Source organism: Acidovorax sp. GW821-FHT11A03 (assembly GCF_058809075.1).
In genome coordinates, this window is record NZ_JBXASG010000007.1 from 19787 (window position 1) to 41113 (window position 21327).

The 21327-nt window shown below is 64.2% G+C and carries 21 protein-coding genes and 1 pseudogene; 3 read left to right on the top strand and 19 right to left on the bottom strand.

Annotation, left to right across the window (positions count from 1 at the left end; all coding sequences use genetic code 11):
• A complete protein-coding gene (locus tag AC1RVY_RS17965; RefSeq protein WP_492807538.1) occupies positions 1 to 2301 on the bottom strand; it encodes a xanthine dehydrogenase family protein molybdopterin-binding subunit in 2301 nt (766 codons plus the stop codon).
• 16 nt (positions 2302 to 2317) lie between these two features.
• Positions 2318 to 3295, bottom strand: coding sequence for a Bug family tripartite tricarboxylate transporter substrate binding protein (locus tag AC1RVY_RS17970; RefSeq protein ID WP_492807539.1), 978 nt, complete (start codon positions 3293 to 3295; stop codon positions 2318 to 2320).
• Between the two features lie 106 nt (positions 3296 to 3401).
• On the opposite strand from AC1RVY_RS17970, the gene AC1RVY_RS17975 reads away from it, so the two are divergent.
• A complete protein-coding gene (locus tag AC1RVY_RS17975) occupies positions 3402 to 4220 on the top strand; it encodes an IclR family transcriptional regulator (RefSeq protein ID WP_203422466.1) in 819 nt (272 codons plus the stop codon).
• A gap of 270 nt (positions 4221 to 4490) precedes the next feature.
• Here AC1RVY_RS17975 and AC1RVY_RS17980 read toward each other — a convergent pair whose 3' ends face one another.
• From AC1RVY_RS17980 to AC1RVY_RS18025, 10 genes and pseudogenes are all read right to left on the bottom strand, one after another.
• A complete protein-coding gene (locus AC1RVY_RS17980; protein WP_492807542.1) occupies positions 4491 to 6353 on the bottom strand; it encodes a DUF3363 domain-containing protein in 1863 nt (620 codons plus the stop codon).
• Positions 6354 to 6896: 543 nt separating this feature from the next.
• On the bottom strand, positions 6897 to 7409 hold the full coding sequence (locus AC1RVY_RS17985) for a S26 family signal peptidase (protein WP_492807544.1): 513 nt from the start codon (positions 7407 to 7409) through the stop codon (positions 6897 to 6899).
• Complete coding sequence (locus tag AC1RVY_RS17990) at positions 7406 to 7855, bottom strand: DUF2840 domain-containing protein (protein WP_492807825.1); 450 nt, start codon at positions 7853 to 7855, stop codon at positions 7406 to 7408. Before AC1RVY_RS17990 ends, AC1RVY_RS17985 begins: the two co-directional genes overlap by 4 nt.
• A gap of 77 nt (positions 7856 to 7932) precedes the next feature.
• Positions 7933 to 8196 (bottom strand): chromosome partitioning protein ParB, encoded by a 264-nt coding sequence (locus AC1RVY_RS17995; RefSeq protein WP_492807546.1) that lies wholly within the window; start codon positions 8194 to 8196, stop codon positions 7933 to 7935.
• Positions 8193 to 8954 carry a ParA family partition ATPase gene (gene parA, locus AC1RVY_RS18000; RefSeq protein WP_492807547.1) on the bottom strand — a complete coding sequence of 254 codons (762 nt, stop codon included), beginning with the start codon at positions 8952 to 8954 and terminating at the stop codon, positions 8193 to 8195. Before parA ends, AC1RVY_RS17995 begins: the two co-directional genes overlap by 4 nt.
• Before the next feature lie 200 nt (positions 8955 to 9154).
• Positions 9155 to 9991: pseudogene (locus AC1RVY_RS18005) on the bottom strand (replication initiator protein A); the annotation flags it as partial.
• Between the two features lie 14 nt (positions 9992 to 10005).
• The gene (locus tag AC1RVY_RS18010) at positions 10006 to 10308 is read right to left on the bottom strand and encodes a helix-turn-helix transcriptional regulator (protein WP_409856879.1); all 303 of its coding nucleotides are present in this window, start codon (positions 10306 to 10308) and stop codon (positions 10006 to 10008) included.
• A 92-nt stretch (positions 10309 to 10400) separates the two neighbouring features.
• Positions 10401 to 10940 carry a DUF2285 domain-containing protein gene (locus tag AC1RVY_RS18015; RefSeq protein ID WP_492807549.1) on the bottom strand — a complete coding sequence of 180 codons (540 nt, stop codon included), beginning with the start codon at positions 10938 to 10940 and terminating at the stop codon, positions 10401 to 10403.
• Positions 10941 to 10953: 13 nt separating this feature from the next.
• Positions 10954 to 11199, bottom strand: coding sequence for a transcriptional regulator domain-containing protein (locus AC1RVY_RS18020; protein ID WP_492807550.1), 246 nt, complete (start codon positions 11197 to 11199; stop codon positions 10954 to 10956).
• A 109-nt stretch (positions 11200 to 11308) separates the two neighbouring features.
• Positions 11309 to 11650: a DUF2958 domain-containing protein gene (locus AC1RVY_RS18025; protein WP_492807552.1), complete on the bottom strand. Its 342-nt coding sequence runs from the start codon at positions 11648 to 11650 to the stop codon at positions 11309 to 11311.
• 193 nt (positions 11651 to 11843) lie between these two features.
• On the opposite strand from AC1RVY_RS18025, the gene AC1RVY_RS18030 reads away from it, so the two are divergent.
• Positions 11844 to 12089 (top strand): helix-turn-helix domain-containing protein, encoded by a 246-nt coding sequence (locus AC1RVY_RS18030; RefSeq protein ID WP_040329419.1) that lies wholly within the window; start codon positions 11844 to 11846, stop codon positions 12087 to 12089.
• A gap of 96 nt (positions 12090 to 12185) precedes the next feature.
• Here the strand turns inward: AC1RVY_RS18030 and AC1RVY_RS18035 are convergent, their stop codons facing one another.
• The 5 genes from AC1RVY_RS18035 to AC1RVY_RS18055 all read right to left on the bottom strand — a co-directional run bounded on the left by AC1RVY_RS18035 (position 12186) and on the right by AC1RVY_RS18055 (position 17623).
• Complete coding sequence (locus tag AC1RVY_RS18035; protein ID WP_492807553.1) at positions 12186 to 12533, bottom strand: DUF2958 domain-containing protein; 348 nt, start codon at positions 12531 to 12533, stop codon at positions 12186 to 12188.
• A 663-nt stretch (positions 12534 to 13196) separates the two neighbouring features.
• The gene (locus tag AC1RVY_RS18040) at positions 13197 to 13505 is read right to left on the bottom strand and encodes a DUF736 domain-containing protein (RefSeq protein WP_055399757.1); all 309 of its coding nucleotides are present in this window, start codon (positions 13503 to 13505) and stop codon (positions 13197 to 13199) included.
• Positions 13506 to 13895: 390 nt separating this feature from the next.
• Positions 13896 to 14414, bottom strand: a complete 519-nt coding sequence (locus AC1RVY_RS18045; protein ID WP_492807555.1) for a thioesterase family protein — start codon at positions 14412 to 14414, stop codon at positions 13896 to 13898.
• A gap of 236 nt (positions 14415 to 14650) precedes the next feature.
• A complete protein-coding gene (locus AC1RVY_RS18050) occupies positions 14651 to 16699 on the bottom strand; it encodes a ParB/RepB/Spo0J family partition protein (RefSeq protein WP_492807557.1) in 2049 nt (682 codons plus the stop codon).
• A 96-nt stretch (positions 16700 to 16795) separates the two neighbouring features.
• A complete protein-coding gene (locus AC1RVY_RS18055) occupies positions 16796 to 17623 on the bottom strand; it encodes a DUF932 domain-containing protein (protein ID WP_492807559.1) in 828 nt (275 codons plus the stop codon).
• Between the two features lie 672 nt (positions 17624 to 18295).
• Between AC1RVY_RS18055 and AC1RVY_RS18060 the strand changes: the two genes are divergently transcribed.
• Positions 18296 to 18505, top strand: coding sequence for a hypothetical protein (locus AC1RVY_RS18060; protein ID WP_492807561.1), 210 nt, complete (start codon positions 18296 to 18298; stop codon positions 18503 to 18505).
• Between the two features lie 287 nt (positions 18506 to 18792).
• On the opposite strand, the gene AC1RVY_RS18065 is transcribed toward AC1RVY_RS18060, so the two are convergent.
• Positions 18793 to 20031 carry a hypothetical protein gene (locus AC1RVY_RS18065; RefSeq protein ID WP_492807563.1) on the bottom strand — a complete coding sequence of 413 codons (1239 nt, stop codon included), beginning with the start codon at positions 20029 to 20031 and terminating at the stop codon, positions 18793 to 18795.
• A 58-nt stretch (positions 20032 to 20089) separates the two neighbouring features.
• The gene (locus AC1RVY_RS18070; RefSeq protein WP_492807565.1) at positions 20090 to 20899 is read right to left on the bottom strand and encodes an NYN domain-containing protein; all 810 of its coding nucleotides are present in this window, start codon (positions 20897 to 20899) and stop codon (positions 20090 to 20092) included.
• Between the last annotated feature and the right edge of the window lie 428 nt (positions 20900 to 21327).

Consider the following 21327-nt stretch of genomic DNA (forward strand, 5'->3'; position numbering starts at 1 on the left):
TCAGTTTTTGTCTTTGGCCTTGGCGGCTGTGAGCGCCCGCCAAACGCGTTCCGGTGTCAACGGCAGATCCTTGATTCGGACGCCCCAGCCGTCGTACAAGGCATTGGCCACGGCGGGCGCCACCGGAAGGATGGCGCCCTCCCCGCCTCCGCGTGCGCCAAAGGGGCCAGGACCATCGAGGCTTTCAATCAAGGTGGTGCCCACGTGCAGCGGCACGTCCTGCGTCGTCGGAACGCGGTAGTCGAACAACGTGCCGTTCACCACCTGGCCGTCCTCGTAGACGTATTCCTCGAAGAGCGTGTGCCCCAGTCCCATGACCATGGCACCCTCGTCCTGACCTTCGGCGGCTTTGGGATTCATGACGTAGCCAAGGTCGGCGGCTCCGCCGACGCGAACCACGCGAATGTCGCCCGTGTCCTCGTCCAGCTCGATCTCGCAAGCCCCGGCGCCGGTCTCCCAGAACAGCGGGGCCACCTTGAATGCGCCATTCTTCGTTTCGGGGTTCACCCGGCCCACGCCGAGAAATTCGCCGGCGGTCATCCCGTTGAAACGACGGAACAGCTCGATGAGGGCAAGGGACCCTTCGGGACCGTCGACGCGGCCTTCTTCCAGGCGGTAGCTCGCGGGATCGCCGCCCAGCACCGACGCGGCCGCCTCGCCCACCTGGCGCAAGATGTCCTCGCAGGCCAACTGGACCGCCAAACCGATGATCACGGTCGAACGGCTGGCGCCGGTGCCCCAGTCATAGGGCGCGAGCAGAGTATCGGGCTCGGATGCGGCAATCATGCGCAGGGGCTGGCGCAGCAGCTTGTGGGCGACGATGCGCAGCACCCCCCGGTTTCCCTGGCCGATCTCCACCGAGTTCGCCGAGACGTTCACCGAGCCGTCCGCGCGCAGACGAACGGTCGCGCCGCCGATGGGCATGATGCCCGGGTCGCTGATCCCGACGGCAACGCCGCGGCCACGACGACGCGGACCTTGCGACCCGGGCAGCGCTTCCAGCGTTTCGATCGCCTTGCGCAGCGAGTTGCGCATGTCTACGTCCAAGGGCCGCAGATCCGGCTTGATGGTCTGCCCCTTGTCCGCCATGTTGAGGAGGCGGAACGACACCGGGTCCATGCCGCAGGCGTGGGCCATGATGTCCATCTGCGACTCCGTCGCCCACACGGCCTGCGGCCCGCCAATCGAGCGGAATGCCGCGCCGGGCACCGTGTTGGTGTAGACGCCGTAGGACTCCAGGCGCAGGTTCGGAATGTGATACGGCCCAATGGCGCGTATCGCGGCCTTGATGGCAATGGCCGGACCGGTGTCGGCATAGGCGCCTCCGTTGAGCACCGCCTTGACGGATTTAGCGGTGATGCGCCCAGCGGCATCCACCGCGGTCTTGACCGTGATCTCCGCATCCAGGCGACGACACGTCAGCATCGACTCGGCGCTGGAGAGGCAGACCCGCACGGGAGCGCGTGCCTTCCATGACAGCGCGGCAACCAGCGGATCGATCTTGACGGAGGCTTTGCCGCCAAAGCCGCCACCGATATAGGGCGAGTGCACGCGCACGCAGGCCAAGGGAATGCCCAGCGTTTCGGAGCACACGCGGGCGATGGCCGTGGGTGTTTGTCCGCCGCTCCAGATTTCCAGCGAATGCGGCTTCCAGTCGGCAACGCACACATGGGGCTCCATGGCGAAGTGGAACACCATCGGAAACGTGAAGGTGTCTTCGAAGACGCGGGCCGCGACGGCGTAGGCCTGTTCCACGTCACCGCTGCTGTAGCGCCAGTGCTGGAAGATGTTCGTGCCTTCCACCGGGCTGGCCTCGCCTCGAAAGTAGAAGTCCTTCAGCTTGTCCATCTCGTCGTGGACGCGCGGAGCGCCTTCGGCCATCGCCTCTCGTGCCGTCGTTACGAAGGGCAGGGACTCGTACTCGACCACGATGGCTTCCACGGCCTCCTCGGCGGTGGCCTCGTCGATGGCCGCAACCGCCGCGACAGGGTCGCCCACATAGCGAACCTTCTCGACGGCGATCACGTCGCGGTCCCGCAGATAAAGCCCCCAACGGTTGGCTGTGCCCGGCAGCCGCGCCAGGTCCGCCCCCGTGAGCACCGCCACCACGCCCGGCAGGGCCAGCGCCGCGCTCGTGTCGATGCGGCGAATGCGTGCATGCGGCACCGTGCTCCGCAGAATCTTTCCTTGCAGCATGCCGGGCACCACGACATCGCTGGCGAAGATCGCGTCGCCCGTCACCTTCTGCAGGTAGTCGGCCCGCGGCTCCTGGTGGAGCGGAAGTTTTGCCTGGGAATGCATACCGGACTCCGGGCCGTCACTCGTCCAAGGTAATGTGGGACTTGCTAATGACTTCGGACCACGTCTTGGTTTCCGCGGCCTGACGCTTGGCTACCGCTTCGGCCGAACTGAAGGATGCCTCCACGCCCACCGCGCCCAGCCGCTCCTTGACCTCGGGCGAGGCCATGGTCTTGGCGATTTGGGGCCCTATCTTGGAGAGCACACCCTTTGCAATGCCGGCCGGCGCATAGAGCGCAAACCACGTCACGGCTTCAAAGCCGGGCAGGACGGTTTCTGACAGTGTCGGGACGTTGGGCAAGGCCTCCGCTCGCTTTGCCGTCGTCACGGCAAGCGCCTTGAGCTTGCCCGCTTTGATCTGGGTCAGCACGGCCGGCCCCTGCTCGATGGCCATCACCACCCGCCCAGCGAGCAGATCTACCACCATGGGGCCGCTGCCTTTGTACTGGACAGCGAATAGATCTACGCCAGCACGCTGCTTAAACAGCTCCATGAACACATGCTGCGACGTGCCCTTGCCAGCTGAGCCATAACCATACTCCCCCGGTTTGGCCTTGAGGTAAGCGATTAGTTCTTGGATGGTATTGACCGGTAGCGAAGCCGGCACAACGACATAGGACGGATTGAAGCCCAGGATAGAGACCGGCTCGATACGCCGCGCAACATCCTGCATGCGCGGGTTGAGCTGGGGTAGGACGGAAAACATAGACGACGCGCCAATGAGCAGCGTGTGCCCATCCGGCGGCTGCCGGGCTACGTACTCTGCGCCGATCAGCCCTGACGCGCCTGCTCGGTTGTCAACGACAGTTGGCTGCCCCCACTCCGCCAACCCATTGGCCACTGAGCGGGCATAGAGGTCCGTAGCCCCGCCCGGAGGGTACGGCGCAACGATGGTAATCGGCTTGTTCGGAAAAGTCTGCGCTGGCGTCGGAATGGTCAACGTCAACAGGGATAGCCCGGCAAACGCCAAGACAAGGACCTTTTTCATCTTGAACATCAGTGACTCCAAAAAAGGGCAGAACTAAGGGTGCAAGCACATCGTTGCGTCCTGCGGAATGACATACCTCACAAGGGAATTTCATTCTGCAGTACGATACGATATAATGTCAAGCAGAATTTCTCCGCTGACGCGCTCGAATGAACGCGTCAGCCAACGATTGCGGATGGAGCGAATGACAGTTAAGCGGGAAGACGAGCAAAAAGCCGGTGGCGTGGCCGCGGTGGAGAGAGCGTTTGCCATCCTTCACGCCTTCAAGGCTGGCGACACATCCCTCAATTTGAGCGAGCTGGCTCAGAGGACTGGCATGTACAAGAGCACCATTCTGCGAACCATGACCTCGCTAATTCGCGAGCACTGCATAGTCCGCCTGGACGACGGTACCTACCAACTTGGGTCCATGCTGTTGCACTGGGGAGGGCTCTACCAAGCCGCCCTGCGGTTGGATGACCACGTGCCGGCGATCTTGCGCAGGCTCGTCCAGGAGACAGGCGAAGGCGCCTCGTTTTTCACGCGCGAAGATAACCTTCGGGTGTGCCTTTTTCGGGTCGACTCCCCAAAATCTGTGCGCGACCATATCCGCACGGGGGATTTGCTACCGTTGGACAAGGGTGCCGCAGGCAGAGTGCTGTCCAGTTTCGACCGCACGCTCATTCGCAATGCGGAGTTTCCGAACTACCCTCTCATCGTCACTGTGGGGGAACGCGAGCCTGACATCGGCGCAGTCGCGGCCCCGGTATTCGGCCCTATGGGCAGCCTGCGCGGAGCGCTTGCGGTCTCAGGACCGGCCGCCCGCTTTTCAGCCGAGCTAATACCCGCGATGTCGCAGTCCGTCCTCAAAGCCGCTTCCGACTTGACGCGACGCCTTGGTGGCGACCCCTTCGTGTTCGACGCCGCACTTTCCCCAACTACCGCTTCGGCCTGACAAGGCTGTAGTCGTCGATGTAAAAAGGGGTTAGACACTTCCCAGGAAAGCCCCCTCTACGCTCAAGCAGCAACCGGTGTGTTGAGTAATCCGGGGCGCCAGCAAATTAAGCTGCAGTTCGGACATCAGACGGTTGGAAAGCGTGGGGCGATTCGGTAGCCCTGCGGCCGCGTTGGGTGAAGGCTGTGACTTACGAACAGATGAGAGCTTCAGTGACATGCCTCAAAGGCGCAGCCTGCATTTGAGAAGACTTACGCACTACAGAGTAGCCTAGCTTGCCAAGCCGCGCTGCCTACTGAACGCCCACGTCACGCTCCTGCCAACAATGGTCACCGTCAAGTGCTGGCCTAGCCGCTGCTCGATCACTTGCTTCCAAGGCACAAGCGTAAAGCCAAGCCCATCACTGAGCATGGCGAAGCGCCCACTGGTAAGCAGCACACTGCGGCGATAGACGCCTGAAACACGCTCGCCCTCCACAGCCGCCCGGTACTGCAACCCAGTGTCACCAGCAATGCCGCGCGCTGCCGCGTGCAGTTCACGTTCACGCAACGTTCCAAGCAAGTTTCTAGTAAGCACAACACTTGTCTCACGTCGGTGGGCAAGTCCTTGCTCAACCAAAAACTCGGTTCGATGAAGCAGCGCCTCACGCACCTCTCTTCCAAAACCACTACTCGCCGCGCCGACCGCATCGCCGATCAACTGCCTATCCAGCCACGTCTCGCCGATAGCGCGTATCTGCTGGTTGATTGGCAAGTGCGAATGGATCCGTATGCTTCCGTCCAGAGTTCGCTTTTCATCGTGCTTGCGCGCTCGCTTGGGCAGGTCGGCGGGCACACGCCAGACGCCCTTCGCGACGTGCTCGACCAGTCCTGCGCGCCGAAGTGCTTCCAGACGGCGCACGTGCGCGGCCACAATCTCTTGCGGATCGCCGCACCCGCGCTGCGCGCGCAGCAGTGTGAGGTGAAGGTCGGTGCGGTAGAGATCGCCCTCAGCGAGCCCTGCAATGGTCTTGTCCACGGCACGCCCATCGACTTCGCCGCGCGCCTCGACCACAGCACCGGCGGGGAAATTTTCAAGTGCTGCACCTGCCGGCAGCACGATGTAATGCGCGCGTCCGTCGATGCCGTCGATCACTAGGTAGCTGCGCTCCAGCAACTCGTCGGCCAAGCCCTTACCAACCACTCGGCCGATCACAGGCCGCAAGGGCTCGCGGGATGGAAACACGGCCATCTCGCGCTGTTGCGCGCCTAGCGCCCGCTGCATGGTCCGAACAATGTCACCGCGTTCGCCCATGGCACGCAACATGGGCTCAACATCCGACCGCAGCCGCCAGCGGTTGATGCCGTCCGGCTCGGCCAGTCCCATCGCGGTGAGGCGCTGCAAACGGCCGATCAGCACGGCGCGCAGACGGCGTGTTGAGCCCTCGGCGGCTACCACCACTACGCCATCGTGCAACTTTTGGACTTGCTGCAAGCGGCGGTCCAGGCTGGTCCAGCGCTCCTGGTCCACCTCGCGCAACATACTTTCGCGAATCTCCCTCTCGGTGCGCGGCCCCAGCCATTCTGTCGCCAGCTCGCCGGCACGAAGTCGCATGCCGTGGGCGATGTAGTCGCGCGCGATAATGAGGTCATTGCCGGTCTTGTCGCGCCCGCGCACCACGACGTGTGTGTGGGGGTTGTCGGTATCCCAGTGATCGACGGCCACCCAATCCAGATCAGTCTCCAAGTCTACCTCCATGCGGACCATTAGTTCACGCGTGTAGTCGCGCAACTCCTCAAGCTCTACAGCATCCTCTACCGAAACAATAAAGCGGAACTGGTGTCGGTCGCTCCGCCCCCGCTCTTCAAAGTCCTTCAGGTCTGCCGTATCCGTGTCGGCGCCATAGGCCTGCCCGCGTTGCCCGTCGCGGGTGGTGCCATCGCGTTCGATGTAGCGCAGATGCGTGACCACCGATTGGGCCCCGACCTTCTTGAGCACGACGATGCGCGACTTGATGACCACGCGCCGGGCGTTCGCGGCCAGTTTGCGCCCCGCCATACCCGCGGCGACCCGCCCCCTTCCAAAGGTCGATGCAGTCCGTCCTCCGATGGCACCTGAAGCCTTCGCGCCGGACTTCGAAACGGCTTTCAGCACCTGCGCGACAAACCGCTGCGACCCAGGACCTGAAACCGCCTTCGGGGCCCCCGGCCGTACTCGGAACTGGTCCCCTTCCTGCCTACCCTTACGCGAAGCCATGGCACAAGATCCAGCATGGCATAGCGCAGCAGATCCAAGGCGGCACGCAGCAGAATTCGGCGCGATGCGGCATCGCGTGCCCACCCAGCACCCAGCACTGCCAGCGCGGTGCCGCCCTCAACCCACGTGCAGACTGGCTTGGCGGGCACGTGCGTGCCGGTCCTTTTATCTTGCCCTCCGTCTCCGCCTCCCGGCTCCGACCCGCCGCCAGCCACCCACCGAGTGCGAAGCGCTGCCCCAAAGGCAGCGAAGGTGCAGCAGGCGCTGCACGCTGGCAGCAAAAAGTCTGCACGGTGGAATGCAGCCCGCGCACATGCGTCGGTGCATTTCCGAAGCATCGGCGGCGTAGTACAGAGCACGCTCGCAATGCAGGCTGAGTACAGTCCCGCACCGGACGTGGACGCACCACACAGTTTGCGCAGACGCGAAAAAATGTACCGTTCATGGCGTACCCCAGGTCCACAACGGATGCGCGCTGCCAATCACTGCTGACGCATCGACAGGACCGAAGTAGCGGCTATCGAACGACGCCGGATGGACATTGCTGAGCAGGAAAAGCTCCCCAACGGCAAGCGTTCGGCACTGTGCCCAAGGCGACAGCAGCCGGCCCGTACCATCCTCCGCAAGCACCGCCGCCACGGCCATGCCATCGATGCGCACACCCCCTGCCCTCACGCACACCGACTGCGGAGCCACAGCACCAATCCGCTTGAGCAAATGAACGCCCGCAGGCAGGTATCCGCGCTGCGCCGTGAGGGCCGCCACACCGGCAGGAAGGCGGGCCAGCACGACGCCTCCGACATGCAGCGAGTCGGGCGAGCCAATGCGGTACCAGCCACGAGGCACGCTGTCGCTCGGGTTGTAGACCAACCGCGCGGGGAGCTGCACCACCTCTGGCGCACACAGCGCAGCGACGCCGATGCTCATGCAGGCCAAGGCCATGCGGCGATTCATCGCAGTGCCTCGCGCGCAAGGTGCGCCGCATGCCGCTCGGTCGTATACACCGGCAGCGGTTGGCGTGCAGCCAATCGATTGCCCACTGTGCGCCAGTAGGTGGCGGCAACGGTGCAGGGGTTTATGCCCAGTACCTCGATGGCATCAATGGCCGCAAGCACCGCCTTGACCTGCCTCTCGCCATCAGCACGCAGCAGTATGCGCGCGCCCGGCAGCACACCCGCTACGCGCTGCGCGTCTTCGAAAGGCGTCGGCGCCTGCATCACCAGGAGCTGCCAGAGCACCGTTCCATAGATGTTGCCGATCCACTTCACACGACAGCACACGGTACTCGGCATGAACATGGCCACGCGTCGCCAGCGATCCAGCACGATCTCCACCGTCGGCTGACCAAACCGCAGCCAGACGTTCACCCGGTCCTCGACGAATGCGAGAGAAACGCGCATGCGGGTGGGGCGCTGCGGCACCCTCGCCTGCAGCGAAATCTGCCGGATAGCTGACACCGGATGGAATCCCGGCGCCGTCATGCCTCGTCCTCCGGATACTCGCGCTCCAGCAGCTCGCGCAGCATGTCCGCTGCTGTGACGCCGCGCCGGAACGCTACAACCTTGATGCGCCCGCGCAGCACCGGCGTCACGTCGATGGTGAGCCGCGCGGTGTAGATGGAGGCCTTGGCCGGTATCTCAGGCGCGTCCGCCTGCCGCACCCAGGTTGATGCAGGATCTGCACCGGGCCTGCGTCCGATCGGCACCCGGTGCGGCGTCATTACTGGAGGGAGTGCCGTCATCGCAGCACCTCCCGCACGGCCTGCGCGAGCGCCACGATCTCACGTGCGGCCGCGCACTGCGGCGCCACTTCGCACGCCAACCGCCCTGCGGCCACGCTGTCGGCGAACACGATGCGCTGCGAGACTTCCGTCTCCAGCGCAGCGAATGGCTGGTCCGCGAGCGCTGCACGCGCTTCGCGCCCGATCACCGTGCCGACCACGCGCCGGTTGATGACGAAAGCCGCGCGCAGCTGCGGCCGGAACACCCGAGCCTCTGCAATGAGCTGCACCATCTCATGGCTGGCCCACACGTCGTAGGCGCTCGGCTGCACCGGGATCAGGACCAGGTCGGCAGCTAGCAGTGCGGAGCGCGCAAGCGCTGCGACCCTGGGCGGCCCGTCAATGACCACGAAATCCGCCTGCAGGGCGATCTGCGGCGCTTCCTGGTGCAAGGAGTCCCGGGCCAGTCCGAACACCCCGTAGAGACGCTCCTGCCCGCTCTGGAGCCGCCGCTGCGCCCAGTCAAGGGCGGAGCCCTGCGGGTCGGCATCCAGAAGCGTGACACGGCTACCTTGCAACGCCAGCTCGCCCGCCAGGTGCGTGGCGAGTGTGGTCTTGCCTGCTCCGCCCTTCTGGTTGAGCAAGGCGATCACTTTGCCGGGGCGGTTACCTTGCTTTCCGGATGGAAGGCTTTGGGACTCTGGACCTGCCTGATTTGCCATCGCAGAACCATTGCCCAAATTTTGAGCAGTTGCTGTTCGCGCGCGCGTGACTTCCATTTATGTATCCCTTTAGATGTTTAGGGAGTGCCAAAACCGTTGCTGGGCGCGGCTTTCCGGTCGATTGGTGCGGCCGATCCACCGATACTTGTGCGGGTGATCCCCCGAGAGTCGTGCGGGCGATCCACCGAGCCCATCCCCAAACCATCCACAGGTTCTTCAACAGAATCTGTGGACAACTCGCTCCGGGGTCGGTTGCCCGGATCGGGCAGAAATGCCAGCCACTCGATGCCGCCACTGCGCTCAATGGACAGCCAATAGCCCGGCAGCGCCTGGCGCCGTGCCAGGTGGCGTACCTGGATCGCAAAGTCGGAAGGGCGCTGCAGGCTGCCAGACTTCAGGTGCAGGTGGCGCATATCGAAACGCCATCCCGCCTGCTGTCGCCCACCGTGCTTGCGCACCAGCCGGTACAGCCAGCGCTCGATCCCCCCGGAAAGCCGGAAATACGTCGGATCGAGCGTGAGCACCAGCCCCTCGTCCATCACGCCGGTAAAGAACCAGTCGGCCAGAATGAGTTCGATGCCGTCGGAACGCCCCCCGGGCTGGACGTACTCCTTCCACTCGTTGATCCAGGAGAAGCGGTGCACCCGTCTGCCGCCGTTCAGGCGCTCGCGCTGGCGCAGCGTCGTGGCGACGGTGGTGGACTGCAACCGGTCCAGCGCGGCGCGAAGCGCCAGGTAGTCGCTGCGGCCGGTTCCCCGCTGCGCAAAGCGCAGGATCTCGTAGGGCGTGGCCACCATCAGGCGCGAAGGCGCAATGCCTTCCTTCTTGGCCTGGATGATCTGGCTCGAAGCCCAGATCAGCACGTCGGCATCCCAGATGGTGGCGATGCCGTGCTCGGGCACGCCCTTGACCGTGAGAGAAATCCCCCCCGCTTCAAATCGGATCGGCACAATGCGCGGTGACTTGGCCAGCGAGAAGAACGGATAGGCCATCAGGTCCTGCGCGTCGCGCAGCGCCATGTCGCTGCCCGGCAACGCGCGGAACAGCGACAGCTGTTCGCGTTCGTTCGGGCGCTTTGACATCCGTGGTGCCACCTCTTCCGAACCAATCAACGGACGGAGTCACGCTGCACGTAGCCGGGGTCCGAGGTCATGCCGTAGGCACGGCCATCGGCCCAGGCACGCAGGTCGGTGGCCGCATAGACCACCCGTGCGCCGAACTTGCGGAAGCGCGGTCCGCCACCCAGAACGCGCTGCTTCTCCAAGGTGCGCGGAGAGAGCCGCAGAAAGGCGCCCGCTTCTTCGGTGGTCAGGAACTCAGGATTTGCAGGTGCTGCGGGGGCAGCCCCCAAAGGGGGCTGGAGCGCAGCCGCTGCGGTTGCGCGGGAAGGGAAAGAACTGCCAACGGCCATGACGGACTCCATCGCTGTCGATAGGTCGCAAACCATTCGCGACCCGATGGAAGCAGTCTCGGAAATCAGGCCCAATCCAGGCAGGGAGAGATTCAGCGCACCGGTTCGTCTCCGGGGGGCATTGCAGCGGGATCCAGCACACCCGCCAGGGACAGGTACCCGCCGTTCATGAAAGATTCGGCCCGCCGCAGCAGGTGGCGCACCTGCGCACGCAGTTCGCCATCCTCGTGCCAGCGCAGTACGACGGCTTCGAGGCCGAACAGGGCCTGGGCGATGTCGCGATGCGACGCTCCCGACTGTGAAGCATCGAGCGCCTGCATGGCACGCAAGTGCAGCAAAGCGGAACGGGTGGCCGGCCGCACGTGCGAGATCTGAGGCGTATGGCCTTCCAGGGCCTGTGCCTGTTCGCGGTACCCGTCGAGCTGACCGCGAAGCCCCGGAGTCAGCGGCACGGCGCCCGCATAGGCGTCGCCATCCTCCAGAGTGCCTGAGAGCGACACGCGCATGCGCAGCGCGCTGAGATCTGCGGTCAGTGCCAGGTCGTGGCCATCCATCGCCAGGCGCTTGCGCCCGGGGATGCGCCACAGATCGAACCGGCGGGTTGCGGCACCGTGCGCATGCACGGCACGCACGTGCAGCAGTCCATCAGAAGACGACAGCCACAAAGGATGCGCAACCCGTCCGTCCAACTCTGGATCTTCGGCGACATCGCAACCCCCAGCGGGCAAAGGACACCACGCGCTTGCGTCGGGCCCAATCCGCGCGGAAACCGGGGCGGCGGCGCAGGTACTCCCAAGCGAGGGCTGGATCGTCGAGGGCCAGCACGTACAGATAGGCGGCGGACACACCCCACGGGGCATGGGGAAGATCTTCGGGGGTTGGCGTGGTCACGGAATCCTCCAAGAAAAATGGGGAAACCTGCCACAGAGAGAAAGTTACAGGGTCGCTATTTCGGCGACCTCACGTCGCGCGCCGGGCGATCGAGAAAGGATTGTGTCAATCAGTCGGTGATCGAACCGTCGCGCTGCGCGTCGGCCAGATAGCCCGAGAGCGTCTGGCGCGGCTTGAAATGCGGATCGGCCACGATGCGCATGCCCCGTGGGCCCCGCACCCCCTCCAAGGCGGAGAGGCTGACATGCCCCAGCTCGGGACTCCCAGTGCCAGCATCGCACAGCCCGAACGCTCGGTCTCCATCGACATCCAGCTCCGTCAGCAACCACACGGCTCCAGCATCCAGCGTGTAGAGCTTGACGACTGGCAGGGGATCCAATGCCTCACCACGCGCACGCGCGGCACCGTTGGCCAACATCTGGCTTTGCTGTTCGTTGGTAAGAAAGGGCATTGTGGTCGTATCTAAGAGTTACATCCTAGTACAGAACGCAAACACTTCAGCGGGTATTCCGTTTAAGGGCTTCCGTAGCCGTCATCGCATGCCACGTGCGTCCGGCCTGTAGTACCAGTGAATTTCAGTAGCACTCCTTTCTGGGTATCTTATCCCGTGGTGTTATTTCCCGTCACCCGAGACAGTGACGGCTGTGGCCAAACCGTCTCCGTCTTTCGCAAAAGACCCGATCCTCATCGCAATAGGCGATGCGATCAGACGTACGCGTGCCACTCGCAATATTTCTCAGGAAGCATTGGCGGACCTCGCTGGCATTGATAGGTCCTACATGGGTGGAATCGAGAGAGGCGAGCACAACGTGGCAGTGATCAACCTGAGCAAGATCGCCGAGGCGCTCGAGGTTCGCCCATCCACTCTTTTAGCCACTGCGGGCATTTAGCTGTTCCTCATTGCGAACGCGTCGGCCCCGAACAAAGCACTGAAGCGACCGCCTATGTCACAGTGAAGGGCACCACCGAAGCGGCGCCCGGGACTGCTACGCCACAATCCGCCCCACAAGACGCGCCTCACGTGCGTAGACACTCAGACGCTTCTGCGGAGTGAAGTGCCGGTCCCATTCCACCGGAAGTCCCAGCCGGCCACGCACAGTTGCAAGTTCTGCCAAACTGACCCACCCCAATTCGGGATAGCCCAGCCCCAGGTCGCACAGCCCAAACACGTGGTCGTGATCGTCGGGGTCCATCTCGGTCAGCAGCCAGGTCGCACCGGCGTCCGGGGTGAACAGCTTGAGCACTGGAGCAGGGTCAAAGTCTTCTTGTTCGAGGGATTGCCGGCCATTGGCCAGCAGTTGCGCGCGCTGTTCGTCCGTGATGAGCTTCGTCATGGTCTTCTCCTTGGAAGGAATCAGGGCGGGATTGCCCGAGACCGGAAGCAGCACGGCGCAGCGCAGGCGTCAGGGTTCGAAGACGGCCGCCAGGACGCCAGCGTGCACCGCACGCGCAAACCTTGACGGCGAGAACGGCGTGATACGGTGAAGGGAACAGCAAGCCAGCCCCGCCCGACCAAACAAGTCGGTCATCGAAGTCACAGCCCTCCCTGCCGATCCGGCGAGCCGGTTCGGCGGCATCGAAGGGGGCGCCAAGCCCGGCGCGGCGGGGATGGGCCGTAGGTCGATCCCCAGGAGGCAAGCACAGCGCGCAGCACCGCAGGGGCGAAGGCGTCAGTGATGAAAGCCCGTAGGGACGAGACGCACCGGCGGCTCGGTGCAGAGCACGCCAGCGCGGTCCGGCCAGACCGGAGACGCACATATCCGTAAAACCACAAAGACACATTGACGCAAAACCCCAGTCCCCAGAACCCATCACAACGGATTCACGGAAACCCGCAAAGCAGCAAATCCACAGATCCAACCATGCGCCCATCAACAAACACGGATGAACGCTTTCTCGTACTTCCGTACTACGGGGCGAAACAAATCCCGTACCGCCCTCCCCTCCAACGCGACGAGACAACAGCGCCCCGTCACAGCGGGGCGCCAAGGGCGACATCAGTCGCCCTTGCTGCGCGACCAGATCAGGTTGTGCGCACCATCCTCGCCTTCGACCAGGCGGGCATAGAGGGTGGCAGGGAAGGATGGATCGTCCAGGGTCACGGACAGGTAGGGACGCTCTGCCTTGCTGAGTTTCTTCCACGCTGCGCCGATCTCCAATCCATTGCCTGCGACGACGCGGTAGTCCGGAGCGTTCTCGCTTGCCTTGTCGCTGGGCACGAGCCGGACCTTGACGTTGAGCGTCAGGGTGCGAACCGTGCCGGTGTAGCTGCCGTTCTGTGTGGTGAAGGTGCCGATGTTGGCCATGATGAAGTCCTTTCGAGGTTGTCCAGGTCGCGCCCATCGCGGCCTTGGCGTGATCCGATGGGCGAGGGTCGGGCGCGCCGCATCCCGCAGCGAAGCAAAGGGGCCGCAGCGCAGCGAAGGACCGGGAGGCCCGAGAAATTTGCCGCGCGAGGAATCCGCGCAGCGGAGGGGAAATTTGTCGGGCCGGACGGTTGCGGCGAACAAGCCCGAGGCGACGCAAACGAAGTGCAGCACCGCCGTGCCCGAGCCAGGATTCACGGCAAATACAAGGCCGCTGCGGGGGTGATCCTGTACAGAAAGGATTCATGGTCCCGGCGCCGCTCCGCCTCACCGTCTCGCAGCGCTTGCGGCAAAGCACCCGAAGCAACTCACGCCAGCCGTCATGAACGCTCAAGCGCCAGGCAATTCGCGCTGGGACAGCCCCTGCAGCTCGTCCTGCTCACCGCCGCTGGAGAGCTTCACGAGCCGGTGTCCATGCTGCAGCGCCTCGAGCTTGGCCGCGATGCGCGTCTCGATAACCGTCCGCTGCACCGCCACCAGCTTGACAGTGGCTTCGCACACGATTTCGTCCGTGTCGCAGGCCTGCACACGGAACGTCGCGCTCCGCTCCCCCATCCGTTCCAGCCATCCGCGCAGCCGCAGAGAGGATCCTGGCGGGATGGGTCCTCGGTGGTCAATGCGGATCGTTCGACCCACCACCACCTCGGCCGCATCGACGTGCTGCTGCATCTCCCTGATGCAAATGGATTCGACCACCGCCACCAAGTAGCCGGTGGCAAGGCATTCAATCAGCCGCTCGGCATAGCCGCTGCCATGAGGCAGCCGGGCAAAGAGCGACTTCGCCGTCTGGTCCGCCGGTACGGTGTAGGACTCTTCAAAGAATATCTCGCTGACGCCTTGGTGGTTCATGGGTTGTCTGGGTGCGTTGTCACAAGCCAGATCAGCGCAGGATTGCGGGTGATCAGTGCAGCTCGATGCTCCCGTGTCCCGCAGACTCCTCCCACCCACCGCAGCAAGTTCAGGCGTACCCCGTCGCTCTGAGCGCAGCGGACTTGGTACCCTGGAAGTCCAAACGCGCGCGGCAGACATGCCGCGCGCGTCGCGCCTATGCAAAAAGCCCCGGCCCACCGGCCGGGGCTTCATGCTCACGCCGCAGCGTGTGCTTCCTCGTGGACCTCCGAATCGGCACTGCCGCTGGTATCGGCGCTGACATCGGCATCAGCCTCGACCTCGCGCCCCGCCTCCGCTTCGACTTCGACAGCCGCGTCCTGTACCCTGAACATCACCGGCAGCCACCCCGTCCCCGCAGACAGCCGCTCAGCCTCGCTCGCAAGCTCCGTCTTCCTGAGCTTGCCCAGCCGGTTCACCTGATCGGGCGCAAATACCTGCACCGCTTCCAGCGCCTTGGCTTTCGAGACATGCTCGAAGTAGCCTGCGGCGGTCGGGGTCCACCAGTCGTGCATGTCGAGGTCCACCGCCTGTGCCAGCGCGGTGGCGGGGACTTCTCCTTCTTGCGACGCCAGCGCGCTGACCGTGGAAGCCACACAAACCGCCAGCAGTGACAGCAACTCCTGCTGCGGGATAACCAGCAGTTCGGCAAACAGTGCATCCGAGTCGCTGGGCAGGCGATGGGCCCAGGCCTCCCGCACCTTGCGCATGCCCACGGCTGCGGGGGCGTCGGCCATGTCGGGCGCATGCAGTCCAAGCCCATCCTCTGGTATCGCAGAAATATTGAGTGCCGAGTCCCCCACCCCATAGCTCTCCACGATCACTCGCAGCGCAAGGCGGTGCACCAGGGCGACCAGTGCAACGTGGGGATGCCGAGCCACCTCGGCCTGCAACGCTGCCGTGCGGTGCGCGCTGAGGCGCTTGGCCAGCTTCTCCGAGATTCCGGACTTGGCGGGCTCGTCGGTGCCTGTATCCGGGTTGCCGCCCGCCCCGCCCTCCTCCTGCCGCGCCTGCTCCCGCAGTGCCTTGGCCTGTTCCTCACGCAGCAGGCCACGGTGCACCACGACCCCGCCGATGTGATCGACCGACACCACGGCACCGGCCAGCGCTACTACAGCGGACGGGTATTCGACCAGTTGGCGTTCCACGGCCTCCAGCTCATTGCCAAGTGCGTCCATGGCGTCGTGCAGCGCCTGCGCCTGCTCGTCGGTCATGTCCTCGTTCTCGTCGTCCAGTTGCTCCTGCAGCTTCGCCTGCTGGTCTTCCAGCTTGGCAATGCGCTTGGCCTCGGCCTTGGTGGGTTCCCGGCGTGTGCTGCGCGCCCGCTGGAACTGGTAGAGGTCAGATGCCGAGACACGCGGCATCGCATCCACCCAGGCCCAGCCTTCGGCGCGCACCTGCTCGGCCAGCGGGGCGAGCTTGTCCCGCGCCAGGGAGTCTAGTAGTGCACCATCGGTCAGGAAGATGCCGTTGTGATCATCCGCGAACAGGTCGCGGCGTACGCCGCCGCCTGCCTGCTCGTAAGCCTCCAGCCCGACAAAGCGCGCCACCGCATCGCGGCTGGCGTCGATCTCTTCACTGGTCAGGTGGTCGCGCAGCGCGTCCGGGCTGCGCTGCCACTGCGGCGCATCGTAGAACGCAGCTTCCTGAGCTGCATGGTCGTCGGTGATGGCCAGCGCCATCAACTGCTCCAGCGTCACGGCCTGCGTTCCGAAGTCCGCCAGCAGCCGGGGCGAGACATTGGCAAGCTTCAGGCGCCGCTGCACTACCAACGGCGTCACACCGAAATCTGCAGCAATGTCCTCCACGGGCCTGCCTTCAGCCACAAGGTCTTTCCAGGCGAACAGCTCTTCGATGGGGGACATGGCCTCACGCTGAACGTTCTCGGTGAGACTCACGGTGCGCGCCGCATCATCCTGCACCAGCAGGCAGTGGACTTCATGGTCCTTCGCCAGCTTGCGGCGCTTGGCCAGTAGTTTGAGGGCAGCCAGACGACGGCGCCCAGCCACCACCTCGTAGTGCTCCCCATCGGGCGCGGCCACCACAGTGAGGTTTTGCAGCAGGCCCACACGGGCAATGCTGGATGCCAGTTCGGGGATCGAGGTGCCGCCGCTCTTGCGTACGTTCCGGCTGGAGGGCCGCAGCTTGGACAGCGGGATCAGCAGCAGTTCCTGCGACGCCGCCATGGTGATGGCGGTGCTGCTCGTGGTGATGGCGTGGGTTTCTTGAAAGGTAGCGGTGTTCATGATGAAACTCTTATCGGTCAAAGAAAGGGAAGGAAAAAAAAGAGGAAGCGAGACAAACAAGGGATGACAGGAGGGGTAGCCCCCTCCGGCCGAAACTCAGACCTTGAGCTGGCGCATGCCATCGGCCAACAGCCACAGGGCGCGGTTCAGGCGCAGGTTCTGGTCGATGCCCTGCACGGGCCGCGTGCTCTGGCGACGTCCGTTGGCGGCGCGGGCGCGCAGGCCGCCCTTGATGAGGTTTTCTTGGGTACGGTTGAACACGCTCCACAGGTCGCGGCGGTCGTCGTCCGTGCGGCGGGGCATCAGGATTTGGGTTTCCGTGATGGGTGCGGGCTTGACCGGGTCGTCGTACTTGAGGGACAGGGCAGCGCGGGCGAACACTTCCGACTCCCCGGTGTCCAGCGTGATGGCCTGCATGGATTCGCGGGATGCCTGGGCATGCCCGAAGCCCTGGAGCACGGCGTAGGCCCCCTCGATGACCTGCCCTGCCACATCGCCCTTGTGGGGCACGCGGACATCGGCCACGGTGTCGCCGCAGACCAGTCCGTTGTGGCACACGAAGCGGAACATCCCTGCCAGCATTTGGTAGCTGCTGGTGCCGTCATGGGAGTTGAGCAGGATGATTTCGTTGGCCTCGCGGCCATTGATCTGGCTGGCATGGCGCAGGCGGATCATGTGTTTGGTGAAGTCGCGCCGCCCCTCCTGACGCACGCGGGTCTGGCACACCATGAAGGGCTGGAAGCCCTCCCCTCGCAGTTCCTGCAGAACGGTGGCCGTGGGGATGTAGCTGTAGCGCTCCGAGCGGCTGCCGTGTGGGGCCTGCGCGAAGATCGAGGGCGCCACGGTCCTGATCTGGTCATCCGACAAGGGATGTTCCGAGCGCAGCACCGGCGAGTGGTTGGCGAAACGGGATGCGAGTTGCATGGTCTTTCTCCTGATGAAGTTGGCTGTTGAAAAAGCCCCACCGGATTCCTAGATTCGGAGCCCTCTTCGGGCTTCCGGTGGGATCGGCACGAAGAACCCGGTTGGCCTCGTTGCCACCGTCTTTCCTGAGTTCATCGCCCGCGGCCACAGGAGCGCGCGCCGGGGCGCCGTCAAGGAAGAAGCGCCAGGGGTGGTGCGGCCCGCAGCCGAAGGCGAGGACACGGCCTGGCGCGCCTTGACGGCGCCCCGGCGCGCGCTACGGTCGCGGACAAGGTGATGAGGGAAGGAAAGATGGCTGGACAGGCAATGGCCACTCTTCACGCCGACCCCACGCAAGCGAAAGCGCGCAGCGCCGCAGGCGCGAAGGCCGATCCGGCGCGGCCGGTTCGGCGGTATCACAGGGGCGCCAAGCCCAGCGCGGCGGGGATGGGCGGCAAGCCGATCCCCTGGAGGCAAGCGCAGCGCGCAGGCACGGGTCAGCGAGCCGGGTCGAAGGCGTCAGCTGAGCGCAGCGAGGGAACGATGGAAGCCCGCAGGGGGCGAGACGCCGCAGGTGGCTCGATGCGCAAGCACGACAGCGCGATCGGCCAGAGACGCACAGACCATGCATCCGGCTCCCTACGATATGGGACCATAGCCTTATGAGAGTCACTTGCTCTCCGCCTAGGCACAATGACACCTGCCATGGAAATACAAGAATTGCAGGACGATGAACTGATGGCCCAGGCCCAAGAATGGCGGCTGCGGGCACTGCGCGGGGAAAAGGAAGCTCGCGGCATGGCGCACGAGCTGGAACGCGAAGTGCGCAGACGATTTGGCCATCCCCAAGCCGAGACGCAGCACTCGCTCAAAGAGGTGCGCGTGCTGGGAGAGCTACCGTAAGGACTGAGCAGCGCCGAGTGCCTTGAACCACTGCATCCCCCACATCAGCAAAAGGCCAGAGCAGCCCAGAACAGCCGATCACCAGCCAGTCGATGCCTCGGCAATCATCAGGCTCGACGGGAACAGACTTCGCAGAGACCCGCCCCCGTCACCTGAGAGCAACCCATCCAGGGCTTGCAACCAGGCGCCGGAGCAGGCGGATGCCCGGACCTCAGGACATCTCGTACGGGAGAGCACTGGACTCCAGTCCGTTCCGCAGAGGTGCACAAGGAAAACCCCAGAAAACCTCACTCGGGCCACCACAGCGGCCGATCCGGCGCCGCGCCTTCGGCGCGCAACGCGTCGGCAAGCCCATGCACGGGATCCTTGAGACTGCCTCGCACCAGGGCGATCCATGTATGCAGGGCCTCGTCCTCTGACTTGTCACCTGCGATCACCTCCAGGCGGGACAGCATGTCCAGGACACGGTGATAGTCTCCAAGCGCCTCCCCAACGGCAAGCGCGCGCGGTAGCTGGGATGCCCGGGCTTCCCGGCGCTTGGCGCGTGCCTCTTCGGCGGCGGCCGCGATTTGACGTGCGAGATCGGCTTCCTGCCGCACCTTCGCCCGCATGGCTGCTTCCTCGGCCACCAGCTTCGAGCGAAGCGCTTCTGCCTCAGGAAATGCGATCAGGGCCTGGGTGATCTCGGGGAGGCGTTTCTCCATCTGCTCCCGGGTCCCCGACCACTGGCGGGCAATGGCGCTCCAGTCTCGCTCCAGCTTCAGCTTGTAGGCATCGAGGGCCCTGTACTCCGCTGGCTCATAGAGGACGCCCTTGCGCGGGGGCTTGATGATTTTTTCCGCCTGCTCGGCGAAGTTCAGGCAAATCGAGCCTCCTGCCCTGCGGATCTCGACCGTGTTTCGGGAACCCTTGCCGCTGGCAACGATCTGGCAGCCTCCCGCGATGAGCCCACGAAGCAGCGCCTCGTGCAAACGAAGAATCCAGTCAATGTTGGCCGTCGTGGCGGTGACGCGCAGGCAGCCTCCGTCGGTGATGTAGCGTCCCATCGACATATGGTGTCCAGAGATGCCACCGAAGAAAGGCCGCCCCTGAGCCGCAGCACGCTCCCTGTCCCGCGCCCGCTTCTGCTCCTCGCGCTCGATGGACTGGAAGAAGCGGGCTGTTCTGGCCACCAGCGGATGGCAGTTGTCGAGTGAGGTTGGTATTTCGATGGGCGACACGGCGATGCCGTCTTTCGCGCGTGAGAAGGTTTGCCGGACCTGCTGGAGTCTCGTCGCGTCCTCCGAGCGATCCGCCGTTGTGTCCTTATCCGGCAAAGGGATCACAGAGTCCATTTCAGCCGGTGACAATGGTGTGGGGAGGCTGGGCTTTCCAGCCGCATGGCGGGTCCAGAAGCCGACAGGCGGCACAGGAATGTTGTACCTGCGGCAGAGTTTGGACAGGCCGACGTCCGACAAGCCCAATTGAGGTCCCAGATGCCGGAGCGGCGTTTTCCAGACCAGCCCATAAAGTTCTGAACGCTTCACCAATACCTCCTCGGGTACAACACGAAAGAACGCACCAGCGCTGACCCGGACCAGAGCCCTACGCGCGCGGTGCGTCCGCCTCCAGCGCGCTCTCCGTCTTGGGCTGCAGGCTCACCGACCAATGCCCTCCCAGCTCCTGCTGCGGCGCCAGCAGGTCGTACGTCTTGACCATGTTCAACAACCCGGAGTGCCCGTAAGTCTGTGGAGAGAAGGCCGGATCGGTGCGCTTGAGGTATTGGCCGAGGGCGCCAAGACCCACCTTGCCCTCCGAGGTGTCGCTGGCAAGAAGCGCCACGGCTTCCACAAGGAAGCGTGGCCTGCGCTTGACCGCAGGCTTGGAAGGCTCCTGCCTGGCCTGATCGGCGTGGGGCGGCTCTGGTTTCGCCGCGGGCTTTTGAACAGTGTCGAGGACCTGCTCGGCCGGCGGTGCGGGACGGACCCATTCGAAGAACTGGTCGCTGGCATTGCGCAACGCATCGGGCGTCTTGGGCTCACCGACGATGCACACCGTCGCTCCACGCTCTCGCAGCTTGCGGCACAGGTAGGCAAAATCGGAATCGCTGGTAACCAGGCAGAAGGTGTCCGCCCTTGCATCGAAGAGCGCTTCCAACGCGTCCAGCGCCAGAGCGATGTCAGCGGTGTTCTTGCCGGCCGCATACTGGTACTGCAGGCACGGAGTGAACGCCAGGCGTACCAAGGCCTCCTGCCATTTGTTCGCCAGCGTGGCCTGGTTGCCATAGCCGCGACGCAGCACGACACGGCCAAACTGGGCCACCATGCGCAGCGCATGTTCAAGGATTTCAGGCGAGACGTTGTCGCAGTCGACCAGCACCGCAACGCGGGTCTCTGTGGTGGGGCTGTTACTCATCCAGATTGCTATGCAGGATTGTTTGACCCCACACGGTAGCCGATTTCAAGCGCTTCACCGTCAACAATATGGTCGGTCTGATTTCTGGGTTGGGAATCGCAATTGATTGGGCGCCCATTGACCTCAGCCGTCGCCTTCAGGCTGATTGCAGTAAGCCTGAACCGACCTGTCCAATGACTGCTGGCGCTGAGAGCAGTCATTGAATGCGACGTAAAGCGGCTGAGACCTGCACATTGAGGGAGATCAGCCGGATTCCATCTGACTCCGCGAGATACAGTTCCTTACCTAGTGCAAATTGACTCGCTCCTTCGCTGTTGCTTACAGTCACCCAAAGACATAGGAGGGAGTGCTATGAAAAACAATACACAAGCGCCGCCCGCGTGGGTTGGGCGCAATGGCCCCGTCGCAACGACCGACCTGTAGACACC